This is a genomic window from Pseudomonas sp. Con_6 (assembly GCF_059379395.1).
Map to the genome: position 1 here is coordinate 1,594,263 of NZ_CM182011.1, position 13,490 is coordinate 1,607,752.

The 13,490-nt window shown below is 64.9% G+C and carries 15 protein-coding genes; 6 read left to right on the top strand and 9 right to left on the bottom strand.

Annotated features, from left to right (window positions below):
* Positions 1–33: 33 nt before the first annotated feature.
* A complete protein-coding gene (metG, locus tag AC5QPF_RS07295; RefSeq protein ID WP_494962599.1) occupies positions 34–2,070 on the bottom strand; it encodes a methionine--tRNA ligase in 2,037 nt (678 codons plus the stop codon).
* 153 nt (positions 2,071–2,223) lie between these two features.
* Between metG and apbC the strand changes: the two genes are divergently transcribed.
* On the top strand, positions 2,224–3,318 hold the full coding sequence (gene apbC / locus AC5QPF_RS07300) for an iron-sulfur cluster carrier protein ApbC (RefSeq protein ID WP_494962600.1): 1,095 nt from the start codon (positions 2,224–2,226) through the stop codon (positions 3,316–3,318).
* A 110-nt stretch (positions 3,319–3,428) separates the two neighbouring features.
* Here the strand turns inward: apbC and AC5QPF_RS07305 are convergent, their stop codons facing one another.
* Positions 3,429–3,638, bottom strand: coding sequence for a cold-shock protein (locus AC5QPF_RS07305; protein WP_028943495.1), 210 nt, complete (start codon positions 3,636–3,638; stop codon positions 3,429–3,431).
* 11 nt (positions 3,639–3,649) lie between these two features.
* Here AC5QPF_RS07305 and AC5QPF_RS07310 point away from each other — a divergent pair, with 11 nt between their 5' ends.
* From AC5QPF_RS07310 to AC5QPF_RS07320, 3 genes are all read left to right on the top strand, one after another.
* Positions 3,650–3,844: a hypothetical protein gene (locus tag AC5QPF_RS07310; RefSeq protein ID WP_494962601.1), complete on the top strand. Its 195-nt coding sequence runs from the start codon at positions 3,650–3,652 to the stop codon at positions 3,842–3,844.
* Positions 3,845–3,974: 130 nt separating this feature from the next.
* Positions 3,975–4,541 (top strand): dCTP deaminase, encoded by a 567-nt coding sequence (gene dcd / locus AC5QPF_RS07315; RefSeq protein ID WP_042122772.1) that lies wholly within the window; start codon positions 3,975–3,977, stop codon positions 4,539–4,541.
* Between the two features lie 99 nt (positions 4,542–4,640).
* Complete coding sequence (locus AC5QPF_RS07320) at positions 4,641–4,865, top strand: hypothetical protein (RefSeq protein WP_494962602.1); 225 nt, start codon at positions 4,641–4,643, stop codon at positions 4,863–4,865.
* 1 nt (position 4,866) lies between these two features.
* On the opposite strand, the gene pdeM is transcribed toward AC5QPF_RS07320, so the two are convergent.
* The 7 genes from pdeM to AC5QPF_RS07355 all read right to left on the bottom strand — a co-directional run bounded on the left by pdeM (position 4,867) and on the right by AC5QPF_RS07355 (position 12,237).
* Positions 4,867–5,526, bottom strand: a complete 660-nt coding sequence (gene pdeM / locus AC5QPF_RS07325) for a ligase-associated DNA damage response endonuclease PdeM (RefSeq protein ID WP_494962603.1) — start codon at positions 5,524–5,526, stop codon at positions 4,867–4,869.
* Positions 5,510–7,996, bottom strand: coding sequence for a ligase-associated DNA damage response DEXH box helicase (locus tag AC5QPF_RS07330; RefSeq protein WP_494962604.1), 2,487 nt, complete (start codon positions 7,994–7,996; stop codon positions 5,510–5,512). Before AC5QPF_RS07330 ends, pdeM begins: the two co-directional genes overlap by 17 nt.
* Before the next feature lie 60 nt (positions 7,997–8,056).
* The gene (locus AC5QPF_RS07335; protein WP_494962605.1) at positions 8,057–8,821 is read right to left on the bottom strand and encodes an ATP-binding cassette domain-containing protein; all 765 of its coding nucleotides are present in this window, start codon (positions 8,819–8,821) and stop codon (positions 8,057–8,059) included.
* 10 nt (positions 8,822–8,831) lie between these two features.
* Positions 8,832–9,947, bottom strand: coding sequence for a succinylglutamate desuccinylase/aspartoacylase family protein (locus tag AC5QPF_RS07340; protein ID WP_494962606.1), 1,116 nt, complete (start codon positions 9,945–9,947; stop codon positions 8,832–8,834).
* 8 nt (positions 9,948–9,955) lie between these two features.
* Positions 9,956–10,666 (bottom strand): histidine ABC transporter permease HisM, encoded by a 711-nt coding sequence (locus AC5QPF_RS07345; protein WP_494962607.1) that lies wholly within the window; start codon positions 10,664–10,666, stop codon positions 9,956–9,958.
* A complete protein-coding gene (locus AC5QPF_RS07350; RefSeq protein WP_494962608.1) occupies positions 10,663–11,391 on the bottom strand; it encodes a histidine ABC transporter permease HisQ in 729 nt (242 codons plus the stop codon). The genes AC5QPF_RS07345 and AC5QPF_RS07350 overlap by 4 nt, the downstream gene beginning before the upstream one ends.
* 63 nt (positions 11,392–11,454) lie before the next feature.
* Positions 11,455–12,237 (bottom strand): transporter substrate-binding domain-containing protein, encoded by a 783-nt coding sequence (locus AC5QPF_RS07355; protein ID WP_494962609.1) that lies wholly within the window; start codon positions 12,235–12,237, stop codon positions 11,455–11,457.
* A gap of 338 nt (positions 12,238–12,575) precedes the next feature.
* Here AC5QPF_RS07355 and AC5QPF_RS07360 point away from each other — a divergent pair, with 338 nt between their 5' ends.
* On the top strand, positions 12,576–13,244 hold the full coding sequence (locus tag AC5QPF_RS07360) for a LuxR C-terminal-related transcriptional regulator (RefSeq protein ID WP_494962610.1): 669 nt from the start codon (positions 12,576–12,578) through the stop codon (positions 13,242–13,244).
* Positions 13,245–13,298: 54 nt separating this feature from the next.
* Positions 13,299–13,487, top strand: coding sequence for a hypothetical protein (locus AC5QPF_RS07365; RefSeq protein WP_494962611.1), 189 nt, complete (start codon positions 13,299–13,301; stop codon positions 13,485–13,487).
* Positions 13,488–13,490 lie beyond the last annotated feature (3 nt).

Genomic DNA, 13,490 nt, shown 5'->3' on the forward strand with positions numbered 1-13,490 from the left:
AACGCCCCGGCGGGTGAGGCCGGGGCGTCGGGCTTACTTGATGCGCTGACCCGGCTTGGCGCCGCTGTCAGGGCTGAGCAGGTAGATCTCTTCACCACCAGGGCCGGCGGCCATGACCATGCCCTCGGAGACGCCGAAGCGCATTTTCCGCGGTTTGAGGTTGGCGATCATCATGGTCAGGCGACCCTCCAGCTTGGCCGGATCCGGGTAGGCCGACTTGATGCCGGAGAACACGTGGCGCTGTTCGTCACCGATGTCCAGGGTCAGGCGCAGCAGCTTGTCGGCACCTTCAACGGCTTCGGCCTTGAGGATCAAGGCGACACGCAGGTCGACCGCAGCGAAGGCATCGAATTCGATTTCCGGTGACAGCGGATCCTTGGCGAGTTCGCCGTTGCCGGCAGGTGCGGCCTGGCTGGCAGCCAGGTCCTCCTTGGACGCTTCGACCATGGCGTCGACCTTGGCTGGCTCGATACGGGTCATCAGCGCCTTGAACGGATTCAGCTTGTGGTTTTCCAGGCGGGTCAGGTGGTCGTTCCAGGTCAGCGGGGCGACGTTGAGGAACGCCTCGGCATCGGCGGCCAGCAGCGGCAGCACCGGCTTGAGGAAGATCACCAGCTGGCGGAACAGGTTGACGCCTTGGGCGCAGATGGCCTGGACTTCGTCCTGCTTGCCTTCCTGCTTGTTCAGCGACCACGGTGCCTTGTCGGCGATCCAGGCGTTGGCACGGTCGGCCAGGGCCATGATCTCGCGCATGGCGCGGGAGAAGTCACGGGCCTCATAGGCTTCGGCGATGCCCGGGGCGGCGGCGAGGAAGGCCTCGGTCAGTTCCGGCGCGGCGTCGCCGGCGACCATCACGCCCTCATTGCCCTTGTGGATGAAGCCGGCGCAGCGACTGGCGATGTTGACCACCTTGCCGACCAGGTCAGAGTTGACCTTCTGCACGAAGTCCTCGAGGTTCAGGTCGAGGTCGTCGACGCCGCGGCCCAGCTTGGAGGCGTAGTAGTAGCGCAAGTATTCCGGCGACAGGTGATCCAGGTAGGTGCGTGCCTTGATGAAGGTGCCGCGGGACTTGGACATCTTCTGGCCGTTGACGGTCAGGTAACCGTGCACGTTGATCGCGGTCGGCTTGCGGAAGCCGGCGCCCTGGAGCATGGCGGGCCAGAACAGGGCGTGGAAGTTGACGATGTCCTTGCCGATGAAGTGGTACAGCTCGGCGGTGGAGTCCTTGTTCCAGAACGCGTCGAAGTCCAGTTCCGGACGGCGCGCGCAGAGGTTCTTGAAACTGGCCATGTAGCCGATCGGTGCGTCCAGCCAGACGTAGAAGTACTTGCCTGGCTCGCCCGGGATCTCGAAGCCGAAGTACGGCGCGTCGCGGGAGATGTCCCATTCCTGCAGGCCGGAATCCAGCCATTCGGCGAGCTTGTTGGCCACGGCGTCCTGCAGGGTGCCGCTGCGGGTCCACTCCTGGAGCATGGCCTGGAAGTCAGGCAGCTTGAAGAAGAAGTGCTGCGAGTCCTTGAGTACCGGGGTGGCACCGGAGATCGCCGATTTCGGGTTCTTCAGCTCCGTAGGGGCGTAGGTGGCGCCGCATTTCTCGCAGTTGTCGCCGTACTGGTCTTCGGCCGCGCATTTCGGGCAGGTACCCTTGATGAAGCGGTCGGCGAGGAACATCTTCTTGTCCGGGTCGAAGTACTGGGTGACCGAACGGGTGGCGATGTGGCCGGCGTCGCGCAGGGCCAGGTAGATCTGGTTGGAGAGCGCGCGGTTTTCTTCTGCGTGGGTCGAGTGGAAGTTGTCGAAGTCGACCAGGAAGTCGGCGAAATCGCCGGCATGTTCCTTCTGCACGCCATCGATCAGCTGTTCCGGGGTGATGCCTTCCTTCTCCGCGCGCAGCATGATCGCCGAGCCGTGGGCGTCGTCAGCGCAGACGTAGATGCACTGGTTGCCACGGTGCTTCTGGAAACGCACCCACATGTCGGTCTGGATGTACTCGAGCATGTGGCCAAGGTGGATGGAACCGTTGGCATAGGGCAGGGCACTGGTAACGAGGATCTGGCGTGGCTCGGACATGGGGGCTCGGCTACTTTATTCGGCTATCAAGGGAAAACGGTGATCGGCCACTATAAAGCGCCGGCAACTATTTTTCACCCCGTGGACGTCCCGGCGCTGACACACGGGTTAGCATAGCGGCCTGTTCCATCCAGTCTTTTATCGGGAGTCTCCATGAGCGCCGTCACTCGCGCAGCGGTTGAAGCCGTCCTTCGTCAATACACCGACCCTTACCTGAACCAGGACCCGGTCAGCGCCGGGTGCGTGCGCGCCATCGTCATCGAGGGCGATCGGGTCGGCGTGCTGTTGCAACTGGGCTATGCCGCCGACCTGTTCAAGAACGGCTGGGCGCAGGTCCTGCAGACCGCCATCGAAGGGCTGGATGGCGTCAGCGCCGCCAAGGTGACCATCGACTGCGTGATCGACGCGCACAAGGCCCAGGCCCAGGTGCCGGGGCTGTCCAACGTGAAGAACATCATCGCCGTGGCCTCCGGCAAGGGCGGCGTGGGCAAGTCCACCACCGCCGCCAACCTGGCCTTGGCCCTGGCCCGCGAGGGCGCGCGGGTCGGCATTCTCGATGCGGACATCTACGGCCCGAGCCAGGGCGTGATGTTCGGCATCCCGGAAGGCACCCGGCCGCAGGTCAAGGAACAGAAGTGGTTCGTGCCGATCAAGGCCCATGGCGTGGAGGTCATGTCCATGGCCCTCCTCACCGATGACAACACGCCGATGGTCTGGCGTGGTCCGATGGTCTCCGGTGCGCTGCTGCAACTGGTGACCCAGACCGCCTGGGACGACCTCGACTACCTGGTGATCGACATGCCGCCGGGCACTGGCGAAATCCAGCTGACCCTGGCGCAGAAAGTCCCGGTGGCGGGCTCGGTGATTGTCACCACGCCGCAGGACCTGGCCCTGCTCGACGCCAAGAAGGGCGTGGAGATGTTCCGCAAGGTCAACATCCCGGTGCTCGGCGTGGTGGAGAACATGGCGGTGCATATCTGCTCGAACTGCGGGCATGCCGAGCATCTGTTCGGTGAAGGTGGCGGTGAGAAGCTGGCGGCGCAGTATGGTGTCGAGCTACTGGCGTCGCTGCCGCTGTCGATGCTGATCCGCGAACAGGCCGACAACGGCAAGCCGACGGCTATCGCCGAGCCGGAAAGCCAGATTGCGATGGTCTACCAGGAACTGGCCCGTTCGGTAGGCGCACGCCTGGTGCTGCAGGAAGCGGCGGCGCCAGCGATGCCGAATATCACCATCAGCGACGATTGAGCCTGTAAGGGCCTTATCGCTGGCTTGCCAGCGATAAGGCAAACCCAGGCATAAAAAAACCCGCCAGAAGGCGGGTTTTTTTGAACGCTATGAAAGCGAATCAGCAGAAGTTAGATAACTTCGACTTCTTCAGCTTGCATGCCTTTCTGACCGCGGGTAGCGATGAAGGAGACCTGCTGGCCTTCTTTCAGGCTCTTGAAGCCGTCAGCCTTGATGGCTTTGAAGTGTACGAACAGGTCGTCACCGGATTGTGGGGTGATGAAGCCGAAGCCTTTCTCATCGTTGAACCACTTGACGGTACCGGTTTGGCGATTGGACATGGTCTGTCTCCTTGGACAAAGTTGTTAACGGCTCAGGAACGCCCTGGCCGGGACTGAGTGCAAAAAGACAGAAAATTCATGGATGGGCGATCGAAATCTTGCATCAAGTAGAGATTCTCAGTGACAACGTGCAGCACAGTGGCGGCACCATAACCCTTTTTTCCCAAGGTGCCAATGGTCTCGACGGCCTTTTGCGCAATTCATGACTGACGGCGCTGCATGCGGCTTCCGTCGGTCCCGCCAGGCAAATGGATACCGGCTAAATCTTTGAAGCCGGCGCGCGTCCCGGTAAGATGCGCGTCACCTTTTTCACCCCGCTATTTCAGGAACCCCGCCATGAGCATCAAATCGGACAAGTGGATTCGCCGCATGGCGCAGGAACACGGCATGATCGAACCCTTCGTCGAGCGTCAGGTGCGCAACGACGGCAACGACAAGCTGATTTCCTTCGGTGTCTCCAGCTATGGCTACGACGTGCGCTGCGCCGACGAATTCAAGGTGTTCACCAACATCAACTCGGCCACCGTCGATCCGAAGAACTTCGACGCCGGCAGCTTCGTCGACGTCAAGAGCGACGTCTGCATCATCCCGCCGAACTCCTTCGCCCTGGCCCGCACCGTCGAGTACTTCCGCATCCCGCGCAACGTGCTGACCATCTGCCTGGGCAAGAGCACCTACGCGCGCTGCGGCATCATCGTCAACGTCACCCCGCTGGAACCGGAATGGGAAGGCCACGTGACCCTGGAGTTCTCCAACACCACCACGCTGCCGGCGAAGATCTACGCCAACGAGGGCGTGGCGCAGATGCTCTTCCTCGAATCCGATGAAGAATGCGAAGTGTCCTACAAGGATCGCGGCGGCAAGTACCAGGGCCAGCGCGGCGTCACCCTGCCACGCACCTGATCCGACGAACCGGGGGGAATTCCCCCGGCTTTCGGCACTCCAACGAGATGAACCGTCCCGACGCGCACGAGGCGCGTCGGCTCTCGTCAGGAGTAGCCAATGAAACTCGACCCCCACATCAGCGCCAAGCTGGCCCTGCTGCAGCCCAACCAGATCGGGTTGCTGGCGTGGTCGTTGCTTGCACACCCGCCCATGCAGGCTGGCGGCGTGCCTGGTCAGCCCGATCCCGACACCCCGCAACCAGCGCAACCGGGTGACACCCCGCCGATGGAACCGGGTGAACCGACTCTTCCCGATGAACCACCACCCGCTCCGGTAGCCTGATTCAGCGCGCCAGCGGCCAGACCTGGCCGTCAGCCGCCAGGTAGAGGCGTGCCGGCGCATCCGGCGCGACCTCCCAGCCACCGGTGAACTCGCCGAAGGCCGGCAGCAGGCTGACCTGCTCGTCGATCACGAAACACGGCAGGCGCAACCGCTGTCGCGCCCGCCCGCGCAGCACGCAGACCGGGTGCACATGACCCGCCAGCACTGGCCGGGTCGCATCCACGGTGGGTTCGTGTTGCAGCGCAAAGGGTTCCAGCTCCCAGGGCTCTTCCCGTACCTCGATACCCAGTTCCGCTGGCGGATCCCCCGCGTGGCGGTCGTGGTTGCCGCGAATCAGGGTGATGCGCAACTTCCCATGACGCTCCCGCCAGGCCTGCAACAGCGCCAGGGTGGCCGGCGCCCGCCCCGAACGGGCATGGATGAAATCCCCGAGCACGATCATTTGCTCGCACGGGTAGGCCGCCAGCAACGCGTCCAGCCGCGCCAGCGTGGCCGCCGTGGTCCCCCGCGGCACCGGCTGGTGCAGGGCGCGGTAGCTGGCGGCCTTGCCGATATGCACGTCGGCCACCAGCAGGGCCTGTCGCGCAGGCCAGAAGATCGCGCGGTCGGCCAGTAGCCAGAGCCGGGTGCCGCACAGCTCGATTTCAACGTGGGCGGGCATGGCGCTCCCCCTTGTCCGCGGCCTTCTCCAGATCGGCGACCATCCGCGCGATGCGGTCGGCGAGCTTTTCCGTGCTCAGGGTCTCGCGCATGCCCTCGACCACCAGGGCGAAGGCCAGCGGGCCGGGGCGGCGCAGGTCGTGCAGGTCGAGTCGGCGACCGTTCATCTTCAGCAACTGGTGCTGCAAGCGCTCGATTTCCAGCTCTTCACGCAGCACTTCATCGCGAGCCTGGCCGAGCAGCAGGTTGTCGGCGTCATGCTTGCGAAACACCTCGAAGAACAGCCCGCTGGAGGCCTGGATCTGCCGGGTGCTCTTCTGCGCCGCCGGATAGCCACCGAACACCAGCCCGGCAATCTGTGCGATCTCGCGAAAGCGCCGCTGGGCCATTTCCCCGGCATTCAGGCTGGCCAGCACATCCTCCAGCAGGTTGTCCGGGCTCAGCGCCGTCGGCAGCAGCCGGGGCCAGTCCACGGCGGTCGGGGTGAGTAGTTCGAAACCGTAGTCGTTGACCGCGATGGATACGCTCAAGGGCTGCTCGCGGCTGGCGCGCCAGGCGATCAGGCTGGCCAGGCCGAGGTTGGCCATGCGCCCGGCAAAGGGGTAGAGGAACAGGTGCCAGCCCTGGCGCGAATGCCAGGTCTCGGCCAGCAGGCTTTCTTGCGTGGGAATCGCCGACCATGCCGCCTGCAGTTCCAGCAGGGGCCGCACCGCCTGCATTTCCGGCCCGCTGAAGCGCCCCGCAGCCGCGGCATCCAGCTGTGCCACCAGGGCATCCGCCAGTTCGCTGGAGAGCGGCATGCGCCCGCCGTTCCAGCGTGCCAGCGCGGCCTTGCGCGAGGTACTGCGACGCACGTAGGCGGTCATGTTCTCCACCCGCACCAGCTCCAGTACCCGGCCGGCGAAGACGAAGGCGTCATCCGGGCGCAGGCGGGCGATGAAAGCTTCCTCGACGCTGCCCAGGTGGGCGCCGCCACCGCCCTTGCTCCAGAACTTCAGCTGGATGCTGGCGTCGCTGACGATGGTGCCGATGCCCATGCGGTGCCGGCGCGCCAGGCGTTCGCTGGCGACCCGCCAGACACCGTCGGTATCGGGTTCGACGCGCTGGTAGTCGGGGTAGGCGGTGAGCGAGCTGCCGCCATGGCGGACGAAGTCCAGCGCCCACTGCCACTGGCTGTCCTGCAGGTCGCGATAGGCCCAGGCTCCACGCACCTCCGCCAGCAGTTCCGCCGGCCGGAAGCCGCTGCCCAGGGCCATGCTGACCAGATGCTGGACCAGCACGTCCAGGCACAGCCTTGGCGACCGGCGCGCCTCGATCTGTCCGTCCGCGAGGGCCTGCCGGGCGGCAGCGGCTTCCACCAGTTCCAGGCTGTGGGTCGGCACCAGGGTGATCCGCGAGGCCCGTCCCGGTGCGTGCCCGGAGCGTCCGGCGCGCTGCATCAGGCGCGCCACGCCCTTGGCCGAGCCGATCTGCAGCACCCGCTCCACCGGCAGGAAATCCACCCCCAGGTCGAGGCTGGAGGTGCAGACCACGGCCTTCAGCCCGCCTTCCTTGAGACTGCGTTCCACCCAGTCCCGGGTGCTGCGGGCCAGCGAGGCATGGTGCAGGGCGATCAGCCCGGCCCAGTCCGGCCGTGCCTCCAGCAGCGCCTGGTACCAGCGCTCGGCCTGGGCCCGTGTATTGGTGAAGACCAGGCAGCTGTGGCAGGCGTCGATCTCGCCCGCCACCTGGTCGAGCTGGCCCAGGCCCATGTGCCCGGCCCAGGGAAAGCGTTCGATGGCCTTGGGCAGCAGGCAGTCCACCAGCAGCCGTTTGTCCTGGCGGCCCTCGATCAGGCGGCCTCCCTGGGGCAGCAGCACGTCGAGGGCATGTGGCAGGTTGCCGAGGGTCGCCGACAGACCCCAGACCACCAGGTTCGGCTGCCAGCGTCGCAGCCGTGCCAGGGCCAGTTGCAACTGCACGCCGCGCTTGTTGCCGAGCAGTTCGTGCCATTCGTCGACCACCACCATGCGCAGGCTGGCGAAGTCGTTCTGCGCCTGGGCACGGGTCAGCAGCAGGGTCAGGCTTTCCGGGGTGGTGATCAGCGTCGAGGGCAGGCGTCGGGCCTGGCGTGCGCGTTCTGCGCTGCCGGTGTCGCCGCTGCGCACGCCGATGCTCCAGTTCAGCTCCAGGTCGTCCAGTGGCGCTTGCAGGGCGCGAGCGGTGTCTGCGGCGAGGGCGCGCATGGGCGTGATCCACAGCACCTGCAACGGCGAGGGCGGTGGGCGCCTGGCGGCGACCGCAACGGGCTTGTTGGCGAAGGCCCGCAGGGCGGCCAGCCACACCGCGTAGGTCTTGCCCGCGCCGGTGCTGGCGTGAAGCAGGCCGGATTCGCCACGGCCCACCGCCGCCCAGACCTGGCGCTGGAAGGCGAACGGCGTCCAGCCGCGGGCGGCGAGCCAGGCATCGGCGAGATTGGGCGTGACAGGCATGCGCGTGACCGGCTCGGTAAGGTCTGTGTCTTCACAGACCACCGGCCACAGGCATTGGTTTTATTTCAGATTGCCGCGCAGGAACTGCTGCAGGCGTTCGCTCTTCGGCTGGCCCAGTATCTCGGCCGGCGGACCCTGTTCTTCCACCAGGCCCTGGTGCAGGAACATCACCTGGCTTGAGACCTGGCGAGCGAAGGCCATCTCGTGGGTGACCATGATCATGGTCCGGCCTTCCTCGGCCAGGCCCTGGATCACCTTGAGCACTTCGCCGACCAGTTCCGGGTCGAGGGCCGAGGTGGGCTCGTCGAACAGCAGCACTTCCGGCTCCATGGCCAGGGCACGGGCGATGGCTACCCGCTGTTGCTGGCCGCCGGAGAGGAATGCCGGGTACTGCTCGGCGACCCGTGGCGCCAGGCCGACCTTGTCCAGATAGCGCCGCGCGCGTTCCTCGGCCTCCTGCTTGCTTACCCCCAGCACCCGACGCGGTGCCATGCAGATGTTCTCCAGCACGCTCAGGTGGCTCCACAGGTTGAAGTGTTGGAACACCATGGCCAGCCGCGTGCGCAGGCGCTGCAACTCGTCGGCGTCGGCCACGTGCATGCCGTGGCGGTCGTGGACCATGCGGATGTCCTTGCCATCCAGGGTCATGCGCCCGTCATCGGGCTGTTCGAGGAAGTTGATGCAGCGCAGGAAGGTACTCTTGCCCGAGCCGCTGGCTCCGATCAGGGCGATCACGTCGCCGCTTTTGGCTTGCAGCGACACGCCCTTGAGCACTTTGTGCTCGCCGTAGCTCTTGTGCAGGTCTTCGATGGTCAGTTTGTACACGCACGTTCCCTCATGGCGACAGCAGATAACCGCTACGGTAGGCCTCGCGCCCGGCGACATGGGCGATGACCATGCCGGCGGTGGCCATGCGCCGCAGCGAACGGGCGTAGAGCAGGCCGGCCTGGACGTTGTGCACCGGCGTGACGCGATCGCTCAGCGGGTCGATGACCTCGGCCACCAGTTGCCCGGCTTCCAGGTACTGGCCGGGGGCGACATGGAACACCAGCAGTCCGCCCAGTGGCGTCGCCACCGGCTCCACTGCGGCCAGCGGCGTGGCCGGGTAGAGCAGTGGCGGCAGCGGCGCCGGTTCGCCCTCGATGGCACCGAAGCGGGTCAGGTATTGCAGGATCGCCGCGCAGTCGGCCTCGGCCAGGGGATGGCTGACATCGCCCTGGCCACGCAGTTCGACGGTCACCGAAAAGCTGCCCATGGGAATCGGGAACTGCTTGCCGAAACGCTGCTGCAACTGCCACCAGACCAGGGTGAAGCACTCGTCGAACGACTGCCCGCCGGAATCGGTGGCGAGCAGGCTGGCCTGTACCCCGAGGTAGCGCGACAGCGGCTCGACCTGAGCCCAGGCTTCCGGCGTGGTGTAGAGGTGTTCCACCGCCTCGAAGTCGCAGTGCAGGTCGAGCACCATGTCGGCGTCGCAGGCCAGGCGTTGCAGGGTCAGGCGCTGGGATTGCAGCGGCGTGTTGGCGGGGTGGGCGTCGAGGCCGCGGCGCAGGTATTCGCGGATCAGTGCCAGGTTGTGCTGCGGGTCCTGGGTCAGGTGGCCTTCGATCTGGTCGCCGATCTGATCGGTCAGGTCGACGAAGCGGCGGTTGAAGTTCTCGCCGCTCTGCAGTTCGTAGCGACCCAGCGGCACGTCCATCAGCACCTGTTCCAGGCCCACCGGGTTGGCCACCGGGACCAGGACGATCTCGCGGCGCAGGCGGCCCTGGGCCTCCAGTTCGGCGAGACGCTGCTTGAGGTGCCAGGCCACCAGCATGCCAGGCAGTTCGTCGGCATGCAGCGAGGCCTGGATGTAGATCTTGCCGCCGGCCCGCGGGCCGAAGTGGAAACTGTGGATCTGGCGGGCGATGCCGGGCACCGGTGCCAGCAGGTCATGGGTCTTGTGGTGCATGTGAAGTCCTAGTGAGCGGGACCGAGGAAGGCCAGCCAGCGCCGTTCGGCGAGGCGGAACAGGCCGACCAGGGTGAAGGTGACGCACAGGTAGATCAGCGCCGCGATGCCGAACGACTGGAACGTGAGGTAGGTGGCCGAGTTGGCGTCCCGGGCCACTTTCAGGATGTCCGGCACAGTGGCGGTGAAAGCCACGGTGGTCGAGTGCAGCATCAGGATCACCTCATTGCTGTAGAACGGCAGCGAACGGCGCAGCGCGGACGGCATGATGATGTAAGCATAGAGCTTCCAGCCGTGCAGCCCATAGGCCTTGGCCGCTTCGATCTCGCCGTGGTTCATGCTGCGGATCGCCCCGGCGAAGATCTCCGTGGTGTAGGCGCAGGTGTTCAGGGCGAAGGCGAGGATGGTGCAGTTCATTGCGTCGCGGAAGAACGCATCGAGCAGCGGTTGCTCGCGTACCGCAGCGATGCTGTAGATGCCGGTGTAGCAGATCAGCAGCTGGATGTAGAGCGGCGTGCCGCGGAACAGGTAGGTGTAGAACTGCACCGGCCAGCGGATCCACGGGCGGCGCGAGACGCGGGCGATGGACAGCGGGATCGAGACGAGGAAGCCGAAGGCCAGCGAGGCGCTGAGCAGCCACATCGTCATGGCCAGGCCGGTGATGTTGGTGCCGTCGGTGTAAAGGAAGGCGCGCCAGTATTCCTGCAGCAGTTCGATCATCGCAGCGCCTCCCGGGTGCCGACGTTATAGCGCCGTTCCAGCCAGCCCAGGACCAGGTTGGAGACGCTGGTGATCACCAGATAGATCAGCGCCGCCACCACCAGGAAGTAGAACAGCTGGTAGGTGCTCTTGCCGGCGTCCTGGGCGGCCTTGACCAGGTCGGCAAGGCCGATGATCGACACCAGCGCGGTGGCCTTGAGCATGACCATCCAGTTATTGCCGATCCCCGGCAGGGCGAAGCGCATCATCTGCGGAAAGACTACGAAGCGGAAGCGCTGCATGCGCTTGAGACCATAGGCCGTGGCCGCTTCGACCTGGCCGCGGGGTACAGCGAGGATGGCGCCGCGGAAGGTCTCGGTGAAATAGGCGCCGTAGATGAAACCGAGGGTGATGACCCCGGCAGCGAACGGGTCGATCTCGATGTATTCCCATTGCATGTAGTCGGTGAAGCTGGTGAGCCAGATTTGCAGGCTGTAGAAGATCAGCAGCATCAGCACCAGGTCCGGGACCCCACGGATCAGTGTGGTGTAGAGCTGGGCCGGCAGGCGCAGCAGGCGGATCGGCGAGAGCTTGGCGCTGGCGCCGATCAGGCCAAGGCCCACGGCCACCAGCAGGGACATGAAGGACAGTTTCACGGTCATCCAGGTGCCCAGCCAGAGCAGCGGGCCGAAACCCTTCAGGCTGAGCGCGGAGAGCCCGAGCAGGGCGAGCAGGTCGTCGAGCATTGACGCGAACCCCAGGCAGGAAAAAGAAGTGCCCGCCGTGAGCGGGCGGGCACTGATTGGCAGTTACTTGCCGCTGTAGAGGTTCAGGTCGCCGAAATGCTTCTTCTGGATTTCGGCGTAGGTGCCGTCGTCGTGTAACGCTTTGATACCTTTGTTCAGGAGGGCCTGCAGCTCGGTGTTACCTTTGCGGATGCCGACCGCAGTCTTCGATGGCAGCAGCTCGCTGTTCACGGGTTCGCTGACTTCGTAGCCGGCGCCTTTCTCCGACTTGAGGAAGCCCAGCTCGGCCTGGAGCATGTCCTGGATCGAGGCGTCGAGACGGCCGGAGAGCAGGTCGGCGTAGACCTGGTCCTGGTTGGCGTAGGCCTGGGTCTTGACCCCGGCCTTGTCCAGCACGGCCTTGGCGTAGGCCTCCTGGATGGTGCCCTGCTCGTAGCCGACGGTCTTGCCTTTGAGCGATGCCGGATCGGCGCTCAGGCCGGAGCCTTTCTTGTACACCAGCGAGGTCGGCCCGGAGAACAGCTCGTTGGAGAAGTCGATCGCCTTCTGCCGTGCCGGGGTGACGGTCATGGACGAGATCACGCCGTCGAACTTGTTGGCCTTGAGGCCTGGAATCATGCCGTCGAAATCGCTCTCGACCCATTTGCAGGTGACTTTCAGCTCCTTGCAGATGGCGTTGCCCAGGTCGATGTCGAAGCCCACCAGGCTGCCGTCGGCGGCCTTGGATTCGAAGGGGGCATAGGAAGGATCGACGCCGAAGCGCAGCTCTTTGTATTCCTTGGCGAAGGTACTGCCGGCAGCCAGACACAGAGCAACAGCGGAAAGCGTCAGCCATGCTTTTTTCATCGTGTAGTCCTTGAGATGCGGCGAAAGATTGGGGTGGCCGTGCACCGTTACCGGTCGCGACCCGACATCACAGTGATAGCAAGTTCCGCACCAGTGTGCCTGGTGAGTTGCAGGGCTTGTGTGGTGCGGGGGGAGGAAGGTGGCGGTGTGCCCTGTCGCAGGGCGGTTGCTGGCGGGGTGTGCGAGATGACGGTGCACCGGGGTCAAATGATGAAACATTTGCTTCAGGGGTATTCTTGCCTGGGGTGGGCTAGGGTCTGTTTTTTGTCGCTCAGCCGCCCTCATCGCGGGCAATGCCCGCTCCCACAGGGTTTGCGGCATACATCAGGACCCAGCCAATGCCACAACCCCTCGATGCCCTGCAATGGTGGCTCGACAGCAACGCCACCTTCGACGACTGCCAGAGCCCGTCCGCACTGATAGAGGCAACCTCCCACCTGGTCCGCCAACTGGGCTTCGACTGCTTCGCCCATGGCCGGCGGCGTCCTGTACCGTTCACTCAGACGCGGATCAGCTTCTCCGGTACCTATCCAGCCGCATGGCGGGAGCAGGTCGACGATCACGGACCGTTACGCCCCGGCGGGTACCTGTGGGCCGGGCAGGAGCCGGTGATCGGCAATCTCCACGACTTCGGCTACGCGAGCGGCGCCACCTGCATTACCCGTAGCGGGGAGGGTGACTGGCATCTGCTATGTGTCGCCCGCCACAAGCGTCCGATCGATGTTGATGAGCGGCTGCCTATGAAACTGCAACTGCGCAGCCTCCTGGACATGCTCGACGAACACCTGCAACGGGTCGAGGGCAGCTATCCGGCGATCGTCCTCAGCGACCGAGAAACCCAGGTATTGCGCTGGCTTGCCGATGGCGAAGGCTCCAAGGGCATTGCCGCGCGGTTGAACCTGTCCGAACACACGGTCAACTTCCATATCAAGAGCATCCTGCGCAAATTCGACTCGCCCAATCGCACCCTGGCGGCGGCCCGGGCGGCGGCGCTGGGTCTGATCTGAACTGAGGTGGGGCTTATACCAGCCCCGACAAGCTCGCTCCCACAGGGTTCTGTCATGCCCTTGATTGATGTGAGGGTACCGTTCGTCGCTGCGGCGGCGCTGGAATCGCGCCTGTTTGGCATTCGCCAGGACGCAGTAAACAGCGCCGTTGAAGGGTTCTCGCAGAAGATCGTGCAAATAGCTTCCCCGATCGCGAAGCGTTATCCGAGATATTTCCTACACGCCTTTCCCTACCCATCCTGAGAG